The 24,163-nt window shown below is 39.9% G+C and carries 21 protein-coding genes; 16 read left to right on the forward strand and 5 right to left on the reverse strand.

Annotated features, from left to right (window positions below):
• The first annotated feature begins 55 nt into the window (after positions 1-55).
• Complete coding sequence (gene hutH / locus B9A18_RS02160) at positions 56-1,633, forward strand: histidine ammonia-lyase (protein WP_084287016.1); 1,578 nt, start codon at positions 56-58, stop codon at positions 1,631-1,633.
• A 41-nt stretch (positions 1,634-1,674) separates the two neighbouring features.
• Positions 1,675-3,678, forward strand: a complete 2,004-nt coding sequence (locus tag B9A18_RS02165) for a urocanate hydratase (RefSeq protein ID WP_084287017.1) — start codon at positions 1,675-1,677, stop codon at positions 3,676-3,678.
• 1 nt (position 3,679) lies between these two features.
• Here B9A18_RS02165 and B9A18_RS02170 read toward each other — a convergent pair whose 3' ends face one another.
• The 3 genes from B9A18_RS02170 to B9A18_RS02180 all read right to left on the reverse strand — a co-directional run bounded on the left by B9A18_RS02170 (position 3,680) and on the right by B9A18_RS02180 (position 5,269).
• Positions 3,680-4,378 (reverse strand): zinc metallopeptidase, encoded by a 699-nt coding sequence (locus B9A18_RS02170; protein ID WP_084287018.1) that lies wholly within the window; start codon positions 4,376-4,378, stop codon positions 3,680-3,682.
• Positions 4,379-4,440: 62 nt separating this feature from the next.
• Positions 4,441-4,941 carry an SRPBCC family protein gene (locus B9A18_RS02175; RefSeq protein WP_084287019.1) on the reverse strand — a complete coding sequence of 167 codons (501 nt, stop codon included), beginning with the start codon at positions 4,939-4,941 and terminating at the stop codon, positions 4,441-4,443.
• Positions 4,928-5,269, reverse strand: coding sequence for an ArsR/SmtB family transcription factor (locus tag B9A18_RS02180; protein WP_084287020.1), 342 nt, complete (start codon positions 5,267-5,269; stop codon positions 4,928-4,930). The genes B9A18_RS02175 and B9A18_RS02180 overlap by 14 nt, the downstream gene beginning before the upstream one ends.
• 346 nt (positions 5,270-5,615) lie before the next feature.
• Here B9A18_RS02180 and B9A18_RS02185 point away from each other — a divergent pair, with 346 nt between their 5' ends.
• The 5 genes from B9A18_RS02185 (at position 5,616) to B9A18_RS02210 (ending at position 11,800) form a co-directional block, all read left to right on the forward strand.
• Positions 5,616-6,137 carry a tetratricopeptide repeat protein gene (locus B9A18_RS02185; RefSeq protein ID WP_084287021.1) on the forward strand — a complete coding sequence of 174 codons (522 nt, stop codon included), beginning with the start codon at positions 5,616-5,618 and terminating at the stop codon, positions 6,135-6,137.
• Between the two features lie 180 nt (positions 6,138-6,317).
• Positions 6,318-6,764 (forward strand): KTSC domain-containing protein, encoded by a 447-nt coding sequence (locus B9A18_RS02190; protein ID WP_084287022.1) that lies wholly within the window; start codon positions 6,318-6,320, stop codon positions 6,762-6,764.
• 400 nt (positions 6,765-7,164) lie between these two features.
• Positions 7,165-8,322: a DNA polymerase IV gene (gene dinB / locus B9A18_RS02200; RefSeq protein ID WP_084287024.1), complete on the forward strand. Its 1,158-nt coding sequence runs from the start codon at positions 7,165-7,167 to the stop codon at positions 8,320-8,322.
• A 3-nt stretch (positions 8,323-8,325) separates the two neighbouring features.
• Positions 8,326-11,277 carry a DNA polymerase III subunit alpha gene (dnaE, locus tag B9A18_RS02205; protein WP_084287025.1) on the forward strand — a complete coding sequence of 984 codons (2,952 nt, stop codon included), beginning with the start codon at positions 8,326-8,328 and terminating at the stop codon, positions 11,275-11,277.
• Positions 11,278-11,560: 283 nt separating this feature from the next.
• On the forward strand, positions 11,561-11,800 hold the full coding sequence (locus B9A18_RS02210) for a hypothetical protein (RefSeq protein WP_144009372.1): 240 nt from the start codon (positions 11,561-11,563) through the stop codon (positions 11,798-11,800).
• A gap of 10 nt (positions 11,801-11,810) precedes the next feature.
• On the opposite strand, the gene B9A18_RS02215 is transcribed toward B9A18_RS02210, so the two are convergent.
• A complete protein-coding gene (locus B9A18_RS02215; protein WP_084287027.1) occupies positions 11,811-12,278 on the reverse strand; it encodes an Lrp/AsnC family transcriptional regulator in 468 nt (155 codons plus the stop codon).
• 179 nt (positions 12,279-12,457) lie between these two features.
• Between B9A18_RS02215 and B9A18_RS02220 the strand changes: the two genes are divergently transcribed.
• From B9A18_RS02220 to B9A18_RS02250, 8 genes are all read left to right on the forward strand, one after another.
• A complete protein-coding gene (locus tag B9A18_RS02220; protein ID WP_084287028.1) occupies positions 12,458-13,318 on the forward strand; it encodes a sigma-70 family RNA polymerase sigma factor in 861 nt (286 codons plus the stop codon).
• 11 nt (positions 13,319-13,329) lie between these two features.
• Positions 13,330-13,935, forward strand: coding sequence for an alpha-ketoglutarate-dependent dioxygenase AlkB family protein (locus tag B9A18_RS02225; RefSeq protein WP_084287029.1), 606 nt, complete (start codon positions 13,330-13,332; stop codon positions 13,933-13,935).
• Between the two features lie 96 nt (positions 13,936-14,031).
• Positions 14,032-14,634 (forward strand): TetR/AcrR family transcriptional regulator, encoded by a 603-nt coding sequence (locus B9A18_RS02230; protein WP_084287030.1) that lies wholly within the window; start codon positions 14,032-14,034, stop codon positions 14,632-14,634.
• 52 nt (positions 14,635-14,686) lie between these two features.
• Positions 14,687-15,118, forward strand: coding sequence for a DoxX family protein (locus B9A18_RS02235; protein WP_084287031.1), 432 nt, complete (start codon positions 14,687-14,689; stop codon positions 15,116-15,118).
• 89 nt (positions 15,119-15,207) lie between these two features.
• Positions 15,208-15,360 carry a hypothetical protein gene (locus B9A18_RS25265; RefSeq protein WP_200816294.1) on the forward strand — a complete coding sequence of 51 codons (153 nt, stop codon included), beginning with the start codon at positions 15,208-15,210 and terminating at the stop codon, positions 15,358-15,360.
• 82 nt (positions 15,361-15,442) lie between these two features.
• Positions 15,443-16,063, forward strand: coding sequence for an LEA/WHy family protein (locus tag B9A18_RS02240; protein WP_235005213.1), 621 nt, complete (start codon positions 15,443-15,445; stop codon positions 16,061-16,063).
• A gap of 160 nt (positions 16,064-16,223) precedes the next feature.
• On the forward strand, positions 16,224-18,683 hold the full coding sequence (locus B9A18_RS02245) for a PIG-L family deacetylase (protein WP_084287032.1): 2,460 nt from the start codon (positions 16,224-16,226) through the stop codon (positions 18,681-18,683).
• Positions 18,684-18,825: 142 nt separating this feature from the next.
• Positions 18,826-20,529 carry a sodium:solute symporter family protein gene (locus B9A18_RS02250; RefSeq protein ID WP_084287033.1) on the forward strand — a complete coding sequence of 568 codons (1,704 nt, stop codon included), beginning with the start codon at positions 18,826-18,828 and terminating at the stop codon, positions 20,527-20,529.
• A gap of 73 nt (positions 20,530-20,602) precedes the next feature.
• On the opposite strand, the gene B9A18_RS02255 is transcribed toward B9A18_RS02250, so the two are convergent.
• A complete protein-coding gene (locus B9A18_RS02255; RefSeq protein ID WP_084287034.1) occupies positions 20,603-21,451 on the reverse strand; it encodes a DUF2911 domain-containing protein in 849 nt (282 codons plus the stop codon).
• A 146-nt stretch (positions 21,452-21,597) separates the two neighbouring features.
• Here B9A18_RS02255 and B9A18_RS02260 point away from each other — a divergent pair, with 146 nt between their 5' ends.
• The gene (locus tag B9A18_RS02260; protein WP_084287035.1) at positions 21,598-24,162 is read left to right on the forward strand and encodes a M1 family metallopeptidase; all 2,565 of its coding nucleotides are present in this window, start codon (positions 21,598-21,600) and stop codon (positions 24,160-24,162) included.
• Position 24,163: the final 1 nt, after the last annotated feature.

The following is a 24,163-nucleotide window of genomic DNA, read 5'->3' on the forward strand; positions in this document are numbered from 1 at the left end:
TTGGTATTTATAAGTATCAAAGATAGGGGTTATATTTGTGTAAACGATTTTTGATATGAGTGTTAATCAGATTTTTAATTACGGTTCAGATTTTCTTACAGTCAGCAAAGCGCTGGCCATCAGTAAAGGAAAGATAAAAGGCGCTTTGAGCCCTGATACCCGTCAGAAGATAAAAAGAAGCAGTGAAATAGTAGAGAAAATAGCCCTTTCAGATAAGGCTGTTTATGGTATCAATACAGGATTTGGTCCGTTATGTACGGAGATGATCTCGGCAGAAGATACTAAAAAACTTCAGGAGAATATTTTGAAGAGTCATGCTGTTGGTGTTGGAGAGCCTATTGATGAGGAGATATCCAGCTTGATGTTGGTGCTTAAGCTGCAGGCGCTTGCTAAAGGATATTCCGGTATACAGGAAGCTACCCTTGATCGTATGATCTGGCACCTGGAAACTGGAGCAATACCTTTGGTCCCTAAACAGGGTTCTGTAGGTGCTTCGGGTGATTTGGCTCCTTTGTCGCATCTTTTTCTTCCTTTAATTGGATTGGGAAAAGTTCATTATAAAGGTGCTATTATAGCTACAGCAGAATTATTAAAAGAACACGGAATGCTGCCGATAGCTTTGGGTGCTAAAGAAGGTTTGGCATTAATTAACGGTACTCAGTTTATTGCTGCGCATGCGGTAAAAGTGGTGGCTCGTTTTCATAATGTATTGGCTACTGCTGATATTACTGCTGCTATGATGCTTGAGGGTTTAATGGGTTCTGCAAAACCTTTTGATGAAGGTTTGCATCAATTAAGACCATATTCAGGGAATCAGCATGTTGCCGCCAATATGAGAAATCTACTGGCAGATTCTGAGATTGTAAGCTCACATTTGAATTGTGCAAAAGTGCAGGATCCATATTCGTTACGTTGTATTCCACAGGTACACGGAGCATCGAGAAATGCATGGGTGCACCTTAAAGATACACTGGAAATAGAAATCAACTCGGTAACTGATAACCCGATTATCTTTAGTGAGGACAATACCATCAGCGGTGGTAATTTCCACGGACAGCCTATCGCTATGCCTTTGGATTACGCTTGCCTTGCAGCTTCAGAAATTGGTAACATATCTGACCGCAGGATCTACCTTTCATTGGAAGGAAATACTCCTGGTGTACCTAAATTGTTGATGCGTGAAACCGGTCTAAACTCAGGATTCATGATTTTACAATATACTTCAGCGGCTTTGGCCAGTGAGAATAAAGGACTTTGCTTTCCGGCAAGTGCCGATAGTATACCTACTTCTTTAGGTCAGGAAGACCACGTGAGTATGGGTTCTATCAGTGGTAGAAAAGCATTGCAAGTGATCGAAAATGTAGAGAAAATTTTAGGAATAGAATTGTTCTGTGCAGCACAGGCTATGGATTATCATGCGCCATTAAAGCCAGGGAAAATCATAACCGCTGTTCATGATTTTGTTCGTTCAAAAGTTGAGCATCTGGAAGAAGATCAAATCATGTATGAGATGATGGAGACAACCATTGAGATGGTGCAGAGCGGAACAATATTGAAAATCGCTGAAGATTTAGCAGCAAAAGAAAATGTTGCTTATACCACTGCATTTACTGCTCAATTTGAACAGTTTTAGGTTGATAAGTTGGTATTATTCATCTATCTAATCCAATAAAAATGAATTTTAAGGAGCAAATATTACAGGGGATTCCTAGTCAATTGCCTGAAAAAAAAACGTACGATACAAAGGTTAGTCATGCGCCGGTACGCAAGGATATTTTAAGTAAGGAAGAAAAGAAGTTAGCGCTTCGTAATGCCTTGCGGTATTTTCCGGAAGCCTGGCATGAGGAGCTGGCAGCTGAATTTTTGGAAGAACTAAAAACCTATGGCCGTATTTATATGTATCGCTTCAAGCCGGATTACGATATGTATGCGCGCCCTGTAAGTGAATATCCATACCAGAGTCTCCATGCTGCCTGCATCATGCTGATGATTCAGAACAACCTGGATCCGGCTATTGCACAACATCCACACGAATTGATTACCTATGGTGGAAATGGTGGCGTTTTTCAGAATTGGGCGCAATATCTGTTAACCATGCAATACCTGGCAAAGATGACGGATGAGCAGACGTTGAATATGTATAGCGGACACCCTCAGGGATTATTCCCATCTTCAGCCGCGGCTCCACGTGTAGTGGTAACCAATGGTATGATGATTCCGAATTACTCTTCTCCGGATGATCTGGAAAAGTATAGTGCATTAGGCGTTACGCAATATGGACAGATGACCGCAGGTTCTTACATGTACATCGGTCCACAAGGCATTGTGCATGGAACAACCATTACTTTGATGAACGCTTTCAGGAAGAAATTGGGGGCGGGACAGAGTCCTGCAGGCCGAATTTTCCTTACCGCAGGTTTGGGAGGTATGAGTGGTGCGCAGCCCAAAGCAGGTAACATCAGCGGTTGCATCACGGTATGTGCCGAAATAAACGCTACAGCTGCACGTAAAAGACATGAGCAGGGCTGGGTTGACGAGCTGGTTGAAGATTTAGATGGTTTGGTTGCGAGAATAAAAACCGCACAGTCATTAAAGGAAACGGTATCCCTTGCTTTCATCGGAAATATAGTTGATGTGTGGGAACGTTTTGATCAGTCGGACATTTTTGTAGAAATCGGATCAGACCAGACTTCACTACATAATCCATGGTCGGGAGGTTACTATCCGGTAGGCCTTAGCTATGAGGAATCAAATGTGATGATGGCTGCCGAACCTGAGCGCTTTAAAGAGCAGGTTAAGGCTTCATTGATCAGGCATGCTGCTGCTGTAAACAGGCACACTTCAAAAGGAACTTATTTCTTTGATTATGGTAATGCTTTCCTCTTGGAATGCAGCAGGGCAGGAGCAGATGTAATGGCTCCTAATGGTATAGATTTTAAATATCCTTCATACGTAGAAGATATCCTCGGACCAATGTGTTTTGACTTTGGCTTTGGACCTTTCAGATGGGTATGTACATCAGGTAATCCTGCAGACTTAAAAACAACCGATAGGATTGCTATGGAAGTATTGTTGGAGATTAAAGCCGAAGCTCCGGTTGAAATACAACAACAACTTCAGGATAATGTGACCTGGATTAAAGAGGCTGGTGCCAATAAATTGGTGGTAGGCTCGCAGGCAAGGATACTTTATGCAGATGCTGAAGGTCGCGCTAAAATCGCAGAGCGGTTTAATGAGGCAGTTGAAACAGGTTTATTATCTGCTCCGGTAGTACTGGGACGCGATCATCACGATGTGAGTGGTACAGATTCCCCTTTTAGGGAAACGAGTAATATTTATGATGGCAGTCGTTTTACTGCTGATATGGCCATTCATAATGTGATTGGTGATAGCTTTAGAGGTGCAACCTGGGTATCCATTCATAATGGTGGTGGCGTAGGCTGGGGAGAAGTGGTTAATGGTGGCTTTGGGATGGTACTGGATGGAACTGAAGCTGCTGCGGTGAAGTTAAAGAACATGTTGTTTTTTGATGTAAACAACGGCATAGCAAGAAGAAGCTGGGCCAGAAACAAAGAAGCGCGTTTTGCCATAACAAGAGAAATGGAACGTACCGCTACTTTGAATATAACGATGCCAAATCTGGTTAACGACGATTTATTAGCCAACCTGAAGTATTAGGTTAGTGACGATCCCTGCTGTTCATAAAAAGCAGAATGTAATAGAGCAAAGTTGCTACTGAACTAATTGCCGCAACAACATAGGTGCGTGCAGCCCATTTTAGTGCATCAGCTGCTTTATCGTGTTCAGCAGGGGTCGTAATGTTATTGTTCTCCAGCCATAATAGGGCACGGTTACTGGCGTCATATTCAACAGGGAGCGTAATGATTGTAAATAGCGTGGTAATGGCAAACAGCGCTATACCTATAAGCAAAATGGTTGGACTCGCGCTTCCTATTAAAAAGCCGAGTCCTGCGAGTATGATCCATTGAGATAATTGGGAACTGATATTAACTATAGGAACAATGGTACTGCGAAAAGTAAGCATCTTATAGGCTGTTGCGTGTTGAACGGCATGACCACATTCGTGGGCTGCGACAGCGGCTGCAGATATGCTTCTTCCTTCGTACACATCGGGACTTAGATTAACGGTTTTGTCTTCCGGGTTATAATGATCGCTTAAATGACCTGGAACAGAAGTTACAGTAACATCATAAATGCCATTATCTGCAAGCATTTTTTGAGCAATCTCCCTGCCACTCATGCCGTTCTGAAGGCCAATCTGACTGTACTCGTTGAATTTACTCTTGAGCCTGTTGCTTACAATAAGCCCAACTATAAACATAATACCCGCGATCAGGTAATATCCCATTAATCCCATATTTTATTGTCGTTTTTATAATAGATATATCAATAACAATCAAATCATGAATTGGTTCAGGGCTATTGCGTTTTTCCCTCAATAAATGCCCCTAATTTGTTAAACATCTTAATCCAGCTTTGATAAGCACCCGTTTGTTTTGCTTCTGCTTCAGAAACAGTTTGGTGTATAGTAAGTTTGGTTTGCTTACCAATCTCCGTAAAAGTAACTGTTGTAAGTACTTCCTCCGGCCAGTCTTCCGGTTTTCCGGCATCAGTAGATCTCACATCATCACCATTTTCGTTCGACAAAATCATAGAAAAGACCAGTCTTTCCGGAAAAGTTACCTCTTTGTATAGCCCCTTTATCCAGCAATCACCATGGATAGGATCATGAACGCAGGAGTGAAAAAATCCTCCTTCTTTAGCGTTTATAGTTTTAAATTCAATAGTGCAACCATCAGGTGCATACCAGTGTTTTAACTTTTCGGCGTCTGTCCATGATTCAAATACAAGTTCCCGGGGCGCATTGAAAAGATGTGTAATCAATAGTTCTTTTTCTACGTGTGTTTTACTTTGTTCCATCGTTTTGATTTTTGGTTTGTAATTCGATTAAATAGTTGTCTAGTTTTTCAAATCTGTGATTCCATAGTTTTTTCGATTGTTCAACCCAGCTCGTAACTTCATTCAATTGATTCAACTGGGCTTCACATAATCTTTCACGGCCTTTTTGCGTAATAGCAACCAATCCGCATTCCGTTAGTATCCGCATGTGTTTGGATATCGCAGGCTGACTGATCTGGAAATTTTCCGCAACCATATTAATGGGTAGGGATTGTTGGGCTAATAATCCTAAAATGGCCCGACGGGTTGGATCGGCTATCGCCTGGAATACATCTCTGCGTGCTTTCATTTTTATTTCTGTTATATAACCGTTTGGTTATGTAAAGCTATGTATAACCGTTTGGTTATGCAAATATTTTTGAAGAAAAAATCATAACAGGCTTTAATTCTTGATGATATAGATAATTTCCTATATTTGTAAAAAAAATATAAAGTCATGCTACGTATTCAACATATCTCAAAAAACCAGGATAGCCAGTCTTATTGGCTGAAGGGCCGGGGTATGGACTTTGTTTTTCTTCCCGGCCACTAGTGTCGTTCGCTTATTAATAATTAAGCTTTCAAAAGCTTTTTTCAATTAAAACATTTAAAAATCAATGTTAAGACGATTGTTCTTAACAAATCAATATATCCTTATGGACATTTTATATACTGTAGATGAAAAATATCTGCAGGGAATAGAGGAACTTGAATATGGTGAGCTGCCTAAGGCACTTCACATATTTAATGAAATTATCAATATAGACCCCGAATATGCTCGGGCACATTATCAGTTGGGCTGTTTTTATTATTATCAGTTTAAAAATTACCAGACTGCTGGTTATTACTTTAAAAAATGCATTGAACTGGAAGCTGAATTTCCGGATGTATATCCACATTATTTGGATTTACTGATTACGCTTAAGATGTATAAATCAGTAGAGCTGATGGCGGAAAAAGCACTAGCTGTTCCAGGAGTATGTAAAGCTGAAATTCACGGACGCCTGGGTCAGAATGCGGAAATACAACAGAATTTTGTTGTTGCAAAAGCCCAGTATAAATTGGCTGTATTAGCTGCGGCCAGTGATACGGATCACAGTTTATTTAAAGATCATCTAAAACGTGTGAATGATAAACTACACACTAATAAAAGTATGGTCTATGCCTATCAAAGCTAATTGACATTGTCAATTAGCTTTATCCCTTTTCATGATGTTCTGTATTTAAATTCTAATCGTTACCTGTTGATATAAAGTTGAAACAATAGAATGAAGAAAACAGGAAGAAAGGTTTTTTTGCATAAATAATTGAAAATTAATGCAATTGCAAGGTAATCTCCTTACCTTTGCGCAAATTTTATGAAGAAGATCACTGATTACAGAAAACTATTGGGTGTACAAAAGGATGCCGAATTGAAAGAATTGAAAACCATTTACAGGAATTTAATGAAAGACTGGCACCCTGATAAATTTCAGGACAGCGAGGAAGCTAAACTTGAGGCCGAAATCAAAAGTAAGGAGATCATTGAAGCTTATCATTTCCTTGTGAGTATAGCACCTGAAACACTTGCGCTTTCTATTGATGAATATACGCAAACTACTGCTACATGCGGTATTGCTGATTACACTTGGGCAGGATTGGTACTTACTGTACATTTTTTAGATGGTAGTGCTTACGAATACTTTGGTGTTCCTAAAGCTGTTTATGTGAAGTTGGTAAATGCTGATTCACCGGGCAGGTTTGCGCGTCGTCATATATTTGGCTCTTTCCCTTACAGAAATATAGCAAAATTACAAACGGCTTAAGCTGTTGTAAAAAACACTTTGATATAGGTTAATTGAATAATAATTTTAGCTTTGTTATAACGTACAACAAAAGCTAAGAACTATTGAAAATATCATTTAAAAATCTTGAAAAAGGGCTGTTGGCATTATCTTGCTGCAGCCTTTTTTTATTTTATTCTTGCGGTACAAGCAGGAAATCAGCAGTTGTAGCAGCGCCTAAGGTTCCTGTTAATCAACCACAGGTGACTAAAGAGTTCAGGGCCGCATGGGTATCTGCTTTATGAATGCAACCGTGTAAGTCTATGCAGTTTTATAATCTCTTCGGTAATAAAATCACCTTTATTTTGGCTAATATTTTTAGTTTAGTCTTATTTTGCTAAATATATTAGCTTAACTTTGCGCTCAGATAAATTTGTTTGTTATGAGGGAAGAGAAGCAAATCATCCATATGGATCAGGACGCTTTTTTTGTGTCCGTGGAGATACGAAAAAATGATACGCTGAAAGGAAAACCTATAATTATTGGTGGTACATCAGATCGGGGAGTGGTGAGTTCATGCAGTTATGAGGCCCGGAAATATGGAGTACATGCAGCTATGCCATCCCGTATGGCAAAATTGCTATGTCCGCATGCGGTGTTTATCAGGGGGAGTATGGATGCTTATTCTGAAGCTTCGCATGAGATTACGGCTATCATTAAAGAGCGGGTGCCTCTTTTCGAGAAAGCGAGTATTGATGAACATTATATCGACATGACAGGCATGGATCGCTTTCATGGTTGCATGAAATATGCACATGAGTTGCGGGAAACCATCATGAAGGAGTTGAAGTTGCCAATTTCCTTCGGCTTATCTGTGAATAAGACTGTGGCCAAAATGGCTACCAATGAATGTAAGCCCGATGGAGAGAAAAACGTGGGGCAGCCGGATGTGGTGCCTTTTCTTAATCCATTATCCATTCGTAAAATCCCAGGACTCGGTGAGAAGACTTTCATTAAATTGAGTGACATGGGGATTAAAAAGATTTTCACTCTGGCCCAGATCCATCCCGATCACATGAATGCCTTGCTGGGAAAAAGCGGATTGCAATTGCTGCAAAAAGCAAAGGGCATCGACAATAGCCCTGTAATTCCTTACACCGAACAAAAATCAATTGGTACACAATGTACTTTTAAAGCCGATACCATTGATGTAGGTACTATTAATAATCTGATTACCTCAATGGTGATGGATATCGCTTTCCAATTGAGGAAAAAAAACAAGCTGGCAGCCTGTATTACAGTAACCATCCGATATTCCAATTTTGAAGATGTAACCAAACAGGCCGTTATTCCTTATACCTCGCTGGATAATGTTTTGATTGAAAAAGCAAAGGATTTGTTCAGGCAGGTCTATACTAAACGTATGTTGTTGAGGCTGGTTGGCGTACGACTTTCTAGCCTGGTAAACGGCTTCGAACAGATCGATATGTATAGCGAATCAACAACCCAATATAATCTGGTACAGGCTATGGATAAAATCCGTAATCGTTATGGCGATAAAGCGGTTACAAGGGCCTCAGTTATGGACTTAGATATCTAAATCATGTACCTGAACGTCCATTCTCAATATAGTATGCGTTATGGTACCATGTCTGTTAAAAAGTTGGTTGCCGAAGCTATCTTTTGTGGCATTACACAAATGGTCATCACCGATATCAATAACTCTACAGGGGTGATGGAATTCATGAGGGAATGCCGTAAAGAAGGTCTAAAACCTATCGGAGGTATCGAATTCAGAAGAAATAAGCAATTGCTTTATATTGGCATCGCCCGAAATAAGGAAGGGATGAAGGAACTGAATGATTTCCTTACCTGGCACAATCTGGAACAAAAGGTCCTGCCGGATAGCGCAAAGCCATTTAAACATGCACTGGTAATTTATGCCTATAGTAGTGGTATTGAGGCCGGAGCACTAAATGAAAATGAGTATCTGGGCATCCGTTTTGATGAGCTGCATACACTCCATGGTAAAGACATCAGCAATATAAAAGATAAATTGGTCGCATTACAACCCGTTTTTGTGGCCGACAAAATTGAATACCGCCTGCATGAATATTTACGTGGGATAGATTTGAACACGCTGCTGACGATGGTCACGCCGGAAGATAAATGCAGGAGTACTGATAGGTTTTTGCCTCCCGGTGAGCTGGAAGCCAAGTTTAGTAAATATGCTTTTATCCTTGATAATACCCGTAAACTGATGGATGGCTGCATCATGGATTATGCGCAGGGTAAAGTTCACCTGAACCGTAAAACTTTTACCGGAAATAAACAGGATGATAAGGCTTTACTTGAAAAGCTAGCTATGGAGGGGATGGTTTACCGCTATGGTAAAAATAATAAAACGGCATTAAACAAAGTGAAAAATGAATTGAAGGTAATTGATGATCTGGATTTTTGTGCCTATTTCCTCATTACCTGGGACATTATTCGTTATTCAATGGCTAAGGGTTATTATCATGTAGGTCGGGGCTCGGGTGCTAATAGTACAGTTGCGTTTTGCTTGCGGATTACCGATGTTGATCCACTTGAACTGAATCTATATTTTGAGCGTTTTCTGAATGCGCAGCGTACTTCGCCACCCGATTTTGATATTGATTATTCATGGGATGAGCGGGAGGACGTACAGGATTATATTTTTAAACGATACGGCAGGGAGTATACGGCTTTACTGGGTACCATTTCTACTTTTAAAGACCGATCAGTAATCCGGGAGATCGGTAAAGTAATGGGATTGCCGAAGGCCGAGATCGATGGTTTTACCGATCCGTCGAGGGCTACGGAAAATCGGGATAATGCCACTTTCAAAAAGATTATGGCTATATATCAACTGATGGGAGCAATGCCCAACCAGAGAAGCATTCATGCCGGAGGTGTATTGATCTCGGAAGAACCGATCACTTATTATACCGCCTTGGATTTGCCGCCTAAAGGGATGCCTACTGTGCAATGGGATATGTATGAGGCCGAAGCCATAGGTTTCGATAAATACGATATCCTGAGTCAGCGGGGGATTGGACACATCAAGGAGGCTGTGCGACTCGTAGAAGAAAACAGACAGCGAAAAATAGACATTCATCAGGTAAAGTCATTTATGAAAGATGACAACCTGAACAATAAATTAAAGTCGGGCAATAGCATTGGCTGCTTTTATATTGAGTCGCCGGCCATGCGGCAGCTGCTTACCAAACTGGGTTGTAAAGATTATTTAACACTGGTCGCGGCCAGTTCCATCATCAGACCAGGAGTAGCGCAATCAGGCATGATGAAAGCGTATATCCAGAATTATCACGACCCGAAAAATGTAAATTACTTGCATCCTGTGATGAAGGAACAGCTGGAAGATACCTTTGGCGTAATGGTGTACCAGGAAGATGTGATTAAAATATGTATCAATTATGCTGGTATGAATGGTACGGATGCCGATATTTTAAGAAGAGGCATGAGTGGGAAATACCGTTCGAAAATGGAATTTAATAAGCTGGTGGAAAAGTTTCATGACGGTGCCAGAGCTCTGGGTCGACCGGAGCATATTACCGGGGAAGTATGGCGACAGGTTTTTTCTTTTGCAGGCTACAGTTTCAGCAAGGCGCATTCGGCCAGTTTTGCAGTAGAAAGTTATCAAAGTTTGTTTTTGAAAACCTATTATCCGCAAGAGTTTATGGTGGCTGTACTCAATAACTACGGTGGTTTTTATACCCGTTGGCTATATGTGCATGAATTACAAAAAGCAGGGGCAAAGGTGCATTTGCCTTGTGTAAATATAAGTACCACAGTTGTATCTATTAAAGATGCTGACGCGCATCTGGGTTTTATTGGGATACAGGGACTGGAAAGTAAATTCATTGAACTGATACCGGAAGAACGTAAGCAGAATGGGCTTTTTGTCGATCTGGAGGATTTTGTGAAACGCACAGGTATGGGCCTTGAGCAAGTGGTGATATTGATTAGGGTGGGAGCTTTGAGGTTTACTGGTAAAAGCAAGAAGGCGCTGCTTTGGGAGGTGCATTTGATGCTTGGAACTAAAGTTAGGCCCGTCAACGATGCTGAACTTTTTCAGCTGGAGCGTAAACGTTACACTTTGCCGGAATTGATCAATACCAAACTGGAAGATGCCTATCATGAACTTGAGTTACTAGGCTTTCCCCTTAGCCTGTCTATGTTTGATCTGCTGAAAACAGATTACAGAGGAGATGTACGCACGGATAACCTGATCAGCTATGTTGGTCAAACCGTAAAAATGGTGGGCCTATATGTATGCGAAAAAACCGTACACGCAAAGAACAATAAAAAGATGTGGTTTGGTACTTTCCTGGATGCAGATGGAAATTTCTTCGATACTACACATTTTCCAAACTATACACCGATCTATCCTTTTAGAGGAAAAGGCTGCTATTTAATACTAGGTAAAGTAGTAGAGGACTTCGGTTTTCCAAGTGTTGAAGTGATCCGTTTTGCCAAATTGCCAATTAAAGAGAATCCGGTATTGGTGTAACCAAAATAGTCAGCGCGCGATAGAGAGAAAGAAGAGACAAGGGAGAGATCGGGTAGTGTTTGACTTATAGTTAATATATTTTATATGTAAACAGGTTTTAAGCTAGGTGCAAGCTATATCAACGACCCTGTTTGCACCCTGTTTAGACCCTGCTTAGACCCTGTTTAGATATGGTTTAACTAGAACTTAAATAGGAGACTGTACAATGGTATATAAGCGGCAGGTAAATACTATTGATAATTAGATGAGTTATCCTTTTAATAGTGTAGGTTTGATTAAAAAAATGGAAGATTTAAGACACAATATAAATCCAAACGATTTAACACAAATGCATAAGTTAACTGATCCTGAGCCTGCACTTAGAATAGGGGAGACTGTTGAATATGATGAGGATTATAATGGGGCAATACCTTCATTAGATAGATTTAAAAAATATCTGGACCGGTTTTACGAATATAAACTGATCAAAGGTAAAGAACATCCTATCGATTTTCCGCTGTATCAGATTACTGCGATTAAATAAGCTCAATATATTAAAGTGGGTAAGCCGATTCAGTTTTAATTTCGGACATAACAAAGAAACTTTGGACCGTACCGATATTGCTGAGTTGTGCCAGTTTGCTCCTTAAAAAGTGATGATAGGCATCCATATCAGAAATCACTATCCTGAGGATAAAGTCGAATGCACCCGTCATATGGTAACATTCCATTACCTCAGGAAACTTTACTACTTCTTTTTCAAAACCGCTCAAAGCGTTGTCTGTGTGCTCTTTTAGTTGAACCTGCGAATAGGCTATCAGGCTTTTTCCAATCTTTTTGGCATCAAGTATGGCAACAGAGCGTTTGATATAACCTTCGGTTTTCAACCTCCTCACCCTTTCATGGATGGTAGCTGTTGATTTATTAAGTTCAAGCGATAATTGCTTGTTACTAAGTAAGGCATCTTGCTGTAAAAGCCGTAAAATGCCGATGTCTGTTTTGTCTAGGTCTGTCGTATTCATTGCCAGTTGATTAGATGAAAGTGTATCTGATACACTGAGATTTCGAAATTAATAAAAAAAAGCACGCTGAAAATTCGATTTCCGTAAAAGTTGTCATTTTTTATCGATTTTTCCGTAAAATAATCGGAAATAAGTAGTGTCCATTGATCTAAAAGTCATTTCTTCTGACCTTGCCTGCGATGAGACAATTAAAGATAGAGCAGTCCATTACCAACCGGGACTCGGACTCGATAGAAAAATACTTGTATGATATTGCAAGAATTGACCTGCTGAGCGTTGAAGAAGAGATTAAACTGGCTCAAAAAGTGAAAAAGGGAGATCAGTCGGCCTTAGACCGATTGGTAAAAGCTAATTTACGTTTTGTAGTGTCGGTAGCAAAAAAGTATCAAAATCAGGGAATGCGCTTGTCTGACCTGATTGCAGAAGGAAACCTGGGGCTGATTAAAGCCGCTCAGAGATTTGATGAAACCAAGGGATTTAAGTTCATCTCTTTTGCCGTATGGTGGATCAGACAAAGTATCATGATGGCCATAGCAGAACAAAAAAGGATGGTTCGCCTGCCTGCAAATCAAATTGGTGGTATCATGAAAATCAACAAAGCGATGAGCGAACTGGAACAACGTTTGGAAAGAGCGCCCAGTATGGAAGAGGTTTGTGAATTTATAGAATTGCCTGAAGAAAAGGTGATGGATTATCTTTTTCACGCGCCTATGACCACTTCATTGGATGCCGTGATTGCTGAAGAGTCAGGCTTTACCTTAGCAGAAACCATTGAGGATACGAATGTAGAAAAAACAGATAATACGCTGATACAAAGTTCAGTTTCCGTTGATATAGTTCGCTTAATGAGAAGACTACCTGAGCGGGAAAAAGAAATTCTGTCGATGTTTTACGGTTTGGGTGGTAATACCGCAATTGGTCTGGATGAGATTGGTTGTAAAATGAAATTGGGTAAAGAACGTGTAAGACAAATTAAGGATAAGGCCTTAAAAACACTCCGTTCGGAAAAACCAAAAGCGTATATGATGGAATATATGTAGTATATTTATATATGGATAAATCGCTTTATCTGGATCACACAAATCTGTTGCCGATTCCCGGAGAAGTGTTTTTTTATCCTGATTTTTTTGATGCAAAGGAAAGCGACGAACACTTTCGCTATTTAAAGTCGGCCGTAGATTGGAAACAAGATTCAATTCGGATGGCTGGAAAAGAAGTATTACAGCCGCGTCTTACTGCATTTTATGGTGAAAAAGGGGTAAGCTACAATAGCATGGGCTTTGTAATGAAAGCCTTGCCCTGGATAGATGTGCTGCAAAGCATCAAACAAGATATAGAGGGAAAGTTTGATGTGAAATTTAACAGTTGTCAGCTTAGTCATTACCGCGATGGCTCGGATTATATTGGATGGCATCGTGACAATAAAAAAAGCCTTGGCCAATATCCCTTTATTGCCTCAGTAAGTTTTGGCGCTTCCAGAATATTCCAGTTCAGACATTATGCCGATAAAATCCCTATTATTTCTATTGAGTTGACTCACCGTAGCTTGCTGATTATGAAAGCTGAAACTCAGCATCTATGGGAACACCGGCTTCCAAAAACAATTCTTCCCATTGGGCCTCGTATTAATTTAACTTTTCGTCATATCATCAAATAGTATTTGTTGTATTTAAGTCAGAAAAACAGATATAATCTTGGAAAATATATTTTAGCTATTACTTTTGTTAACACTGTTAACTAAAATGTATAGCGTATGGGGATTGCAGAACGAAAAATCAGACAAAAGGAGGAGTTCAGAGCAAGTATATTGGAAGCGGCATGGCTTCAGGTATTAGCTGATGGCTGGCAATCCCTGTCTATCCGCAAAATTGCCGATGCTATAGAATATAGTATTCCGGTGATTTACAATCATTTTGAAAATAAGGAAGCCATACTGCTGGAATTCACTAAAGAGGGCTTTCAGAAGCTTGCTGATACCCTGCAGGCGGTTAAAGACCAGCACACAGAACCTGCAGTACAGTTAGAGGCTATAGCATATGCCTATTGGGATTTTGCATTTGAGCATAAGGAATATTACCAGTTAATGTTTGGTTTGGGGATACCGGCCTGCGATCGGGTGAACCAGATTGCAGAAATGAAGAATATGACTGGCATCATGATCTCTACCATTAAAGAAACAATCCTGGTTAGTGCAAATAAAGATGCCGATCATTTCCTAAAATACCATACTTATTTATCAGTTCTTCATGGTTTGGTATCTATTCAGATGATTAGGAAAGACGGGCCACCTACGGAAGAAAATCGTAGGGTATTGCAAGACGCAGTGTCAGGATTTATAAAGTCCATTTTGGTTTAATTAGCGCACAAAATCATTATATTTAATCATCCATATTATTACAAACAAACTTATGAAACGACTATTCAACACTAATTTTAATCATGAAGCTGTGCATTTTATGCTACTTGTTTTACGTGTAGGCATTGCGGCTTTTATGATGGTTCATGGCTATCAGAAATTGAGCTGGCTTACCGCTGGCGGAGAAATTCAATTTGGTGACCCGATAGGATTAGGACAAGCAACGTCTTTGTATTTAGCTGTTTTTGCTGAGTTTTTCTGCTCTGTTTTCTTGTTAATTGGTTTAGGAACAAGGTTGGCACTTATACCTTTGATCATTACCATGTTGATTGCAGTATTTATTGTACATGCTCCGGATGGTTTTGATAAAAAAGAAATGGGCTTGCACTATCTGCTGGTTTACGTTTTTCTGCTTGTTTCCGGTCCTGGAAAATATAGCATTGATAACCTGATCAGCAAAAGCTTATACAGTCGCAGTCGCTAAACGTAACTTTTTATTAACCTTAATGTTATTAGATAATTAACATTAAGGTTAATTGGAAACTGTTTATTTATGCAATAAAGAATAATATTATGGATTACACTTTAGTTGCAATTGTAGTGGTCCTTGTGATCTCACTAATTGCTTACCTTATTCTTAGGAATAAAAAGGATGAGAAAAGGTATGTGGACGAATCTAATAAGGCAGACCTAAAACCCGATAAACACGATAAGCCCAAAGCTTAAGTTTATATTATTTTCGGGATTAATTCGTTATAGCCTTTGTGAAACAGTTTAATCATAACTGTTAGGGAATAAATATTTTTTAATGAGAAGCAAACAAACGCTGATGAAAAGAATCTTGCTAATATGCCTTACGGCCATTGTTGTATCAAGCTGCGGCATTAACAGGCAGGCACAACAAATTAAAGCACTAGAAAATTGTAAATACAGGATCACTTCTGCCGAACAGCTTACATTAGGTGGGGCAGATGTGAAAAATATGTTTCTTAACGGGGATATTAACCTGACCAGCTTGCCGGGGTTGGCGCTTGGTTTACTCAGAAAGGATGTTCCATTGAGGGCTCGTCTGAATCTGGAAGTTAAAAACCCAACCGGCGATGATGCATCAATCAATGAATTCGAATACAAGATTTTGATCAATAGACAAGAACTGGCTACCGGATTTGTAAACCAGGCTATGAATGTTGCTGCGGGTCAGACGACCACCATACCTGTTGATATGGAAGTTAATGTTTATCCTTTTGTTTCGAACAGCAAGGTGATGGGGGAGATTTCCGACTTTTTTAAAAGCGGTAAAAATGGTCCTGAAAAGAAAGGAATCCTTACACTTAAAATCAGACCAAGCATCAAAGTAGGTAATACAGTGGTGAAATATCCGGGCTTTATTACAGTAGATAAAGAAGTAAGTAGCAAAATCCTACTGTAAGCGTTTTATCATTTTGCAGTATTGTTACAGAGTTTAGTTTATATAAAACTTCAGATTAATGATTTTTGATTAAATTCGAGAATTGTCGGAAAAGATATTTTTACTGATTTTAATTAGTGCTGAAAGTATCTTTTCCGACAAAATCATTTAAAATCTGTATATGAAGTTTCGTTTACCTCTGTTCGTTTTTATAGCAACAATTCCTTTTTTTACGAGGGCACAAAATATGAGGCAGCTCAATGCTGCTGAAATTAAGCAAGGCCTTGAAGCACTAAATGTTACCGGGAGCGTGTTGTACATCGCAGCACATCCTGATGATGAAAATACCCGCTTACTGGGCTATCTGGCTAAAGAGAAGAAAGTAAGAACAGGATATTTATCATTAACCAGAGGTGATGGTGGACAAAACCTGATTGGTAATGAGCAGGCAGAATTGCTAGGCCTGATTCGCACACAAGAGTTATTGGCTGCCCGTCGTATGGATGGCGCAGAACAATTCTTCACCAGAGCCAACGATTTTGGCTTCTCTAAAAATCCTGAAGAAAGTTTTAAAATATGGGACAAGGCGAAGATCCTTGCTGATGTAGTTTGGGTGATCCGTAAATTCCAGCCAGATGTAATTATTACACGTTTCCCAGAAGATGCACGTGCCGGGCATGGGCATCATTCAGGTTCTGCAATCCTGGCTCGTGAGGCTTTTGCTGCAGCCGCGGATCCGAAGCAATTTCCGGAGCAGTTGGCTCTTGTAAAACCATGGCAAGCCAAAAGGATCGTCTGGAATACTTTTAATTTTGGTGGCAACAATACTACCGCTGATGATCAGATGAAGATTGATGTCGGTTTGTTTAACCCTTTACTGGGTAAAAGCTACGGAGAAATAGCTGCCGAGAGTAGGTCTAATCATAGAAGTCAGGGTTTTGGTGCCGCAAGACAACGCGGGGCATCTACAGAGTTTTTTACACCCGTAGCCGGCCAAAAAGCAAAGACTGATATATTTGAAGGTGTTGATTTTTCATTGAACAGAACCTCTGGAAGTAAGGCTATTCAGGAACTACTGACAACCATCAATGACGAATATAATGCAGCCGACCCTTCAAAGTCGGTAGCTAAGCTTTTAAAATTAAAGCAGCTGGTGAAAGGGAAAGCTTTTAAACAAGACTTATTGGATGATTTGATCCTGTCTTGCGCAGGTATCTGGTTTGAAACTGCAGCAACAAATCCTTCTTATGCCTTAAGTCAGCCCATCAATGTAAAAATACAGGCAATTGCGCGTGTGAAGGCCGATTTTCCATTGGCCATCAGTATTGAAGAGGTCAATAGCGGAGTAAGCTTTAATTTATCTCCAAACAAGTTTGTAAGTGAGGACAAGGAAGTGGCGACGGCAAATGTTGGAATAACGCAACCTTACTGGCTTGAAAAGCAACATCCACTGGGCTATTTTGTAGTGGATTCCCTTTCTAAAATTGGCATGCCTGAAAATTTACCTGCACTAACCAGATTGTTTAAAATCAAAATAGGAGATCAGGTGATAGAGAAGAGGCGACCACTGGTATACAAGTATACTGATCAGGTTAGGGGAGAGATCTATCAGCCCTTAGTTATCGCTCCACCGGTAACAGCAACACTTTCCGAAAAAGCATTCATTTTTAATGGCAATGAGCCTAAAAGTATAACCGTTTTGCTAAAAAGTTTTAAAGACAATAGTTCAGGCGTATTGGCGCCGCAAGTGCCTGCTGGATGGAAGGTAAGTCCGCAGAAAATTGATTTCAGCCTTGCTAAGAAAGGGGACGAGCAGTCGGTTCAATTTACCATTACACCTGCTGGGAATACGGCAGGGGGAAGTCTATTACTGGATGTAGTGGTGGAAGGTAAAACTTATAATAAAGGTCTGAATGTAATTAATTACGAACATATCCCTTTGCAAACTTTATTTCCCTTTGCGGAAGCCAGGGTTGATAAGGTCGATTTGAAATTTGCGGGGAAACGTATTGGTTATATTGCTGGTGCAGGAGATTTGATTCCTGAATCTTTGAAACAGATTGGCTATGAGGTGATCAATCTGACCGAGAATCAGGTGATCAATAGCGATCTTTCTGGTTTTGACGCCATTGTTACCGGAGTTAGGTTATACAATGTTAACGATCAGATTAAATCGATGCAGCCAAAGCTGATGAAGTATGTTGAAAACGGAGGGACCTTGCTGGTGCAGTATAATGTTAATAACCCGCTGAAAATTGAAAATATCGGTCCTTATCCATTCAGGCTATCCCGTGATAGAGTTACAGAGGAGGATGCAAAGATTACTATTCTGGCTGCTGAAAACCCTATTTTAAACTATCCAAATAAAATTACTGCTAAAGATTTTGATGGTTGGATACAGGAACGCGGATTGTACTTCGTAAGTGATGCAGATAAAAAATATACATCAGTATTTAGCATGAACGATAGCGGTGAAAGTGCTAAAACAGGATCGCTGATTGTGGCGGATTATGGAAAAGGAAAGTATATCTATACTGGGATTTCTTTCTTCAGGCAATTGCCTGCCGGTGTGCCGGGCGCTTACCGTTTGTTTGTGAATCTGGTGTCTGCAAAAAATAGTTCATTATCAGTAGTACGCTAAATATGATAGAGCAAGAGCCAAAAACAGATGAGGAACAGGATCTTCCTCCTTTTGTTAAAACCTGGAAACAGTTTTATCGCTTGCTGATCGGCTGGCTTATATTTCTGATTTTAATTTTTTACGCCTTTACAAAATATTTCGAATGAGTGTTATAGATTGGTCTGTATTAATCGTTACACTCGTTGTAATTGTGGTTTATGGAGTTTATAAAAGCAGGGGCGCTCAAAACATTCAGGGCTATTTACTGGGTAATCAATCGCTGCCCTGGTACCATGTTTGCCTGTCGGTAATGGCTACGCAGGCTAGCGCCATAACCTTTTTATCAGCACCTGGTTTGGCTTATTCATCGGGAATGAGTTTCGTGCAGTTCTATTTCGGTCTGCCTTTGGCAATGATTGTATTGTGTATCACCTTTGTGCCTATATTTCATCGTTTAAAGGTGTATACGGCCTATGAATATCTGGAGCAACGCTTTGACTTGAAAACAAGGGCGCTTACGGCCTTCCTTTTCTTAGTCCAGCGCGGACTTTCAACAGGTATCACCATTTACGCGCCATCCATTATTCTATCAACTATATTAAATATCAATACCACTTATACAACGCTGTTTATTGGTGGACTGGTTATATTTTATACGGTTTATGGAGGGACAAAAGCGGTTTCTTATACCCAGATGTTGCAAATGAGTATTATCTTTTGTGGCTTGTTTGCTGCAGGAATAATGGTGGTACACTTGCTTCCCGGAGATATAGGTTTTAGCAGGGCCATTAGCATTGCCGGGAAAATGGGTAGGACTAATGCAATAGATTTTAAGTTTGACCTGAGTAATCAGTATACCGTGTGGACAGGTTTGATAGGTGGTTTCTTCCTGCAGCTGTCTTATTTTGGAACAGATCAAAGTCAGGTTGGCCGTTATTTGTCGGGCGCCTCAGTTAGCCAGAGTCGCTTAGGTTTATTGATGAATGGCCTGGTTAAAATACCAATGCAGTTTTTAATCTTACTGATAGGTGTACTTGTTTTTGCCTTTTATCAATACAATCGCCCGCCTATTTTCTTCAACAGTTTCGAGTTAAATAAATTGGAAACGAGTAAGTATGCTCCTGAGCTGGATAGAATTAAGAGTGATTATAACCGGGTTTTTGAGGAGAAACAAGTAGAAGTTAATAAGATGAATGCGGCGCTTAATGCTGATGATAAAACATTGATTGATCAGCAGAGAACAGCTTTGCAACTCGCTGATGAGAAGGAGAAATCTATCCGGAAAGAAGTAACCGATTTAATGCTGAAGAATGATGAACATGCCAATATAAAGGATAACAATTATATCTTTTTAAGCTTTGTAACGCAATATCTGCCACAGGGATTAATAGGATTGCTGATTGCTATTATTTTCCTGGCTTCGATGGGCTCAACGGCGAGTGCCTTAAATTCATTGGCCTCTACAACTGTGATCGATATCTATAAACGGTTAATTAAGAAGGACGCATCCGACCATGAATACCTGCAGGCTTCGCGCCTGGCTACTGTATTTTGGGGTGTGATATGTATTGTAATGGCCTTGTATGCCAGTAAAATCGGGAACTTACTGGAAGCTGTAAACATATTGGGTTCATACATTTATGGTACAATCCTGGGTGTTTTCCTGGTGGCTTTTTATGTGAAGCAAGTAAACGGAAGAGCCGTGTTTTTTGGAGCAGTAATTACTGAAACAGTTATAGTGGTATTGGGCCAGTCAGATGTAGTCGCTTATTTGTGGCTCAACGTAATTGGATGTTTATCAGTTGTGCTCATCTCTTTGATTATTCAGCAGATTATCAATGTACGTAAGCGCAAGGAGACAGAATAAATCCAGACAATGCACACAAAAAAAGGGCTGTATCAAATGAATGATACAGCCCTTTTATAATTTTAAGCGATAATTATTTTTTCGCCTCGTTTAGCAATTGAGTATGTAAACGAACATATTCTGCGTTTTTCATTTCTGTAGCTGATTGTAAACCGGCTGCTGCTGTTTTTGCGGCACCTGCTTTATCGCCCGTTTTCAATTGGATGCGTCCTTTCAACAATTTTACCCATGGCGCTTTGGTATCAGCAGATTCGGCAGCAGTTGCCCACTCTAAAGCTTTATTGATGTCCTTGTTATTTGCAAAATAATACTGTGCTGCCTGGAAGTAAGGTTTTTTCTCACCTTTCATAGCCTCATCAATATTTGCCATTACAGTAGCATCAACTTCTGTAGTCAAGTTTAGGTTTATACCTGTGTTTTCCCACATCAATTGCATTTGAGCAGTAGCAGGGTATACATCAGCAAATTGAATAGTAAAAGTTTCTACTTTATCTTTCAGTTTGTTGGCTTTAACTTTAACTCTTAAAATATCGTCAGATTCTTTGTATTCATAAGAACCCCATTGTTTTGCTCCTTTGTTGAATATTACTGTCCACTCTTCTTTGCCTGGGATAGTAAATAGACCATATTCACCTGCTGGTAATTCTTTACCCTCAACTTTAACAGGTTCTGTAAAACTGATTATGGTAGCCGAGTTTGCACCGGTACGCCATACAGATCCATAAGGCTCCAGATCGCCAAAAACTTTACGACCTTTTACATTAGGACGTGAATAATTAAGTGTGATTTTACCTAAACCGAAGTTCTGAGTAACGATTTGATTTGTACTAGGTTGAGGCATTTTTAGACCCTGAGCCTGAAGGTCGGACGATAATGATACGGCTAACGCCAGTAACAACATTGCTTTAATGGTTGTTTTCATCAGAATGATTTTTTGTTTTTAATTGTGGATGAGTTAGTTTGTCATCTGCCACTAAATTACAGTAATGGTTGAGTATTTTAATATTAAATCTGCTGTACGTAGAAACTTGACGAAAAAATTAGAAAATCATACTTAAATTAGCGGCTATGGTGAATAATCGTAACGTTTTATCTGGCTTTATTGTTTTTTTTATTTTACTGATTACCGGTAAACAGGTAGTCGGACAAGAAGTCGAAACCGGTGTCTCAAAGAAACTGGCTGTCTATAGAAAATCAGTGATAAGTCGTGTTCATTATACGCTTGAATTTGATATTCCTTCAAAAAGAGCGGATAAAATAGTTGCAGCAGAAACGCTTAGCTTTAATCTAAGTGAGAATAAACAAACTATGCAACTCGACTTTAAGGAAGATAAAGCAAAGCTCTGGAAATTGACCGTAAATGGAAAGGTTGTTCCCGTACAACATAATAACGAACATTTACTGATTGAAGCAAGGTATTTAAAAAAGGGCAAGAACCAGATAAAAATAGCGTTTCAATCGGGCGAAGCTGCGCTGAACAGGAATGCGGATTATTTGTATACTTTGTTTGTTCCTGATAGGGCCCGGACAGTTTTTCCATGCTTCGATCAGCCGGATTTAAAGGCAACTTATGATTTAACATTAAAAGTGCCGGCCGACTGGAAAGCCATGGCCAATGGGCCATTAAAAGATTCTGTTTTAATCAACGGACGTAAAACTTATCGCTTTGCAACTTCTGATATCTTAAGTACCTACCTGTTTTCTTTTGTTGCCGGTAAATTTGAGCAGCAAGTAGCTAAAGTAGGATCTATGAGAAGTGATTTTCTGTATCGGGAAACAGATACGGCGAAAATAAACAACAGCATGAATGAGATCTTTAAAATCCACTCAGATGCGCTTCAGTATTTTGAAGACTGGACGGCTATCCCTTATCCTTTTCGGAAGTTTGATTTTGCTGCAATCCCTGATTTTCAGTTTGGGGGCATGGAGCATGTTGGCGCCATACAGTATAAAGCCTCGACCTTATTTTTAGACGGAACTGCTACAAAAGATCAATTGAATTCGAGAAGTAATCTGATTGCACACGAAACTGCGCACATGTGGTTTGGCGACCTGGTAACTATGAACTGGTTTACAGATGTTTGGATGAAGGAGGTGTTTGCCAATTTTATGGCTGATAAAAGTGCGGAAGGAAGCGTTGGTAAAGCCGTGTTTGATTTGAAATTTTTAGTAGACCATTTTCCTGCGGCTTACGGTATTGACCGTACGACAGGCTCAAATCCGATCAGACAAGATCTGGATAACCTGAAGGACGCCGGAACAATGTATGGCAATATTATTTATCATAAGGCACCTATTATGATGCAACAGCTGGAGCGTTTGATGGGGAAAGAAAAGTTTCAGCAGGGTGTAAGAGAATACCTTAAAAAGTTTGCCAATAGCAATGCGTCGTGGCCCGACCTGATTACTATTTTGGATAAATATGCTGATGCCGATTTGCAGCAGTGGAATAAAGTATGGGTAGATGAACCGGGAAGACCTGTAGTAGACTATACTATGGAAAAGAAAAATGGTAAGATCAGCAAGTTTGTAATCAACCAATCTGCCGAGTACGGCAGAGACAGAATCTGGCCGCAGTTTTTTGAAATGACCTTCTACTATAAGGGATACAGTAAGGAAGTTACCGTTAATTTAAATGCGACTCAAATTGAGTTAAAAGAAGTGGAAGGTATGGATGTCCCATTGTTTGTAGTGTTCAATTCGTCGGGACAAGGTTATGGATTGTGGCCTTCAGATCGGGCGGTGTTTAGTCATCTTTATACCATTGACCAACCTTTAAGTCGTGCTTCTGCCTATATTTCGCTTTATGAAAATATGCTGAATGGCAGATTTGTAAAGCCTGTTGAATTATTGAATCTTTTTGTTGAAGGTTTAAGTAAAGAAACTGAGGAGTTAAATCTTAAGTTGATGACTAATTATATTGGTGCCATATATTGGGAATTTCTGTCGCCGACTGACCGTGCAGGCTTGAGTGAATTGCTGGAAAATAAAATCTGGTCTGCAATGCTGATACAAGCGAAGGCTAATCATAAAAAATTATTGTTCAAAACTTACCAGGATGTATTCTTGAACAAAGTAGCCGGAGACAGGTTGTATCAAATCTGGAAGTCACAGATCGCTCCAGAAGGTGTGAAACTTTCTGAGGATGATTATACCGCTTTGGCTTTTTCATTGGCATTAAGAGCGGGTAGCGACTCCGCTCTGTTAAACGACCAGTTACTGCGTATTACTAATGCCGATAGAAAAAAGCGTTTTGAATTCATTATGCCGGCACTTTCTTCCAATGTGATTGAAAGAGATCAGTTCTTTAAAAGCCTGGAGCTGAAAGTGAACAGGGAGAAAGAATCAAACGTAGGGGCAGCGCTGTACTACCTGCACCATCCGTTAAGGCAGTCGACCTCCGTAAAATATCTTGCAAAGAGTCTGGAAATGCTTGAAGAGATTCAAACTACCGGAGATATCTTCTTTCCTCAGAATTGGTTACAGTCTACATTTGGTTATTATCAGCGTGCTGAAGCTGCACAAATCGTAACGGATTTTTTAAAGAGCCATCCCAATTATAACCCAAAACTAAAGGCCAAGATATTGCAAACAGCCGACAACCTGTTCAGGGCACGCCGGCTGTTAAAATAAG

The sequence above is a fragment of the Pedobacter nyackensis genome, from assembly GCF_900176505.1.
In the GTDB taxonomy this organism is placed as follows: domain Bacteria; phylum Bacteroidota; class Bacteroidia; order Sphingobacteriales; family Sphingobacteriaceae; genus Pedobacter; species Pedobacter nyackensis.

Coding starts and splice junctions, on each gene's coding strand:
- hutH (WP_084287016.1), top strand. CDS start 56: ATGAGTGTTAATCAGATTTTTAATTACGGTTCAGATTTTCTTACAGTC.
- B9A18_RS02165 (WP_084287017.1), top strand. CDS start 1,675: ATGAATTTTAAGGAGCAAATATTACAGGGGATTCCTAGTCAATTGCCT.
- B9A18_RS02170 (WP_084287018.1), bottom strand. CDS start 4,378: ATGGGATTAATGGGATATTACCTGATCGCGGGTATTATGTTTATAGTT.
- B9A18_RS02175 (WP_084287019.1), bottom strand. CDS start 4,941: ATGGAACAAAGTAAAACACACGTAGAAAAAGAACTATTGATTACACAT.
- B9A18_RS02180 (WP_084287020.1), bottom strand. CDS start 5,269: ATGAAAGCACGCAGAGATGTATTCCAGGCGATAGCCGATCCAACCCGT.
- B9A18_RS02185 (WP_084287021.1), top strand. CDS start 5,616: ATGGACATTTTATATACTGTAGATGAAAAATATCTGCAGGGAATAGAG.
- B9A18_RS02190 (WP_084287022.1), top strand. CDS start 6,318: ATGAAGAAGATCACTGATTACAGAAAACTATTGGGTGTACAAAAGGAT.
- dinB (WP_084287024.1), top strand. CDS start 7,165: ATGAGGGAAGAGAAGCAAATCATCCATATGGATCAGGACGCTTTTTTT.
- dnaE (WP_084287025.1), top strand. CDS start 8,326: ATGTACCTGAACGTCCATTCTCAATATAGTATGCGTTATGGTACCATG.
- B9A18_RS02210 (WP_144009372.1), top strand. CDS start 11,561: ATGGAAGATTTAAGACACAATATAAATCCAAACGATTTAACACAAATG.
- B9A18_RS02215 (WP_084287027.1), bottom strand. CDS start 12,278: ATGAATACGACAGACCTAGACAAAACAGACATCGGCATTTTACGGCTT.
- B9A18_RS02220 (WP_084287028.1), top strand. CDS start 12,458: ATGAGACAATTAAAGATAGAGCAGTCCATTACCAACCGGGACTCGGAC.
- B9A18_RS02225 (WP_084287029.1), top strand. CDS start 13,330: ATGGATAAATCGCTTTATCTGGATCACACAAATCTGTTGCCGATTCCC.
- B9A18_RS02230 (WP_084287030.1), top strand. CDS start 14,032: ATGGGGATTGCAGAACGAAAAATCAGACAAAAGGAGGAGTTCAGAGCA.
- B9A18_RS02235 (WP_084287031.1), top strand. CDS start 14,687: ATGAAACGACTATTCAACACTAATTTTAATCATGAAGCTGTGCATTTT.
- B9A18_RS25265 (WP_200816294.1), top strand. CDS start 15,208: ATGGATTACACTTTAGTTGCAATTGTAGTGGTCCTTGTGATCTCACTA.
- B9A18_RS02240 (WP_235005213.1), top strand. CDS start 15,443: ATGAGAAGCAAACAAACGCTGATGAAAAGAATCTTGCTAATATGCCTT.
- B9A18_RS02245 (WP_084287032.1), top strand. CDS start 16,224: ATGAAGTTTCGTTTACCTCTGTTCGTTTTTATAGCAACAATTCCTTTT.
- B9A18_RS02250 (WP_084287033.1), top strand. CDS start 18,826: ATGAGTGTTATAGATTGGTCTGTATTAATCGTTACACTCGTTGTAATT.
- B9A18_RS02255 (WP_084287034.1), bottom strand. CDS start 21,451: ATGAAAACAACCATTAAAGCAATGTTGTTACTGGCGTTAGCCGTATCA.
- B9A18_RS02260 (WP_084287035.1), top strand. CDS start 21,598: ATGGTGAATAATCGTAACGTTTTATCTGGCTTTATTGTTTTTTTTATT.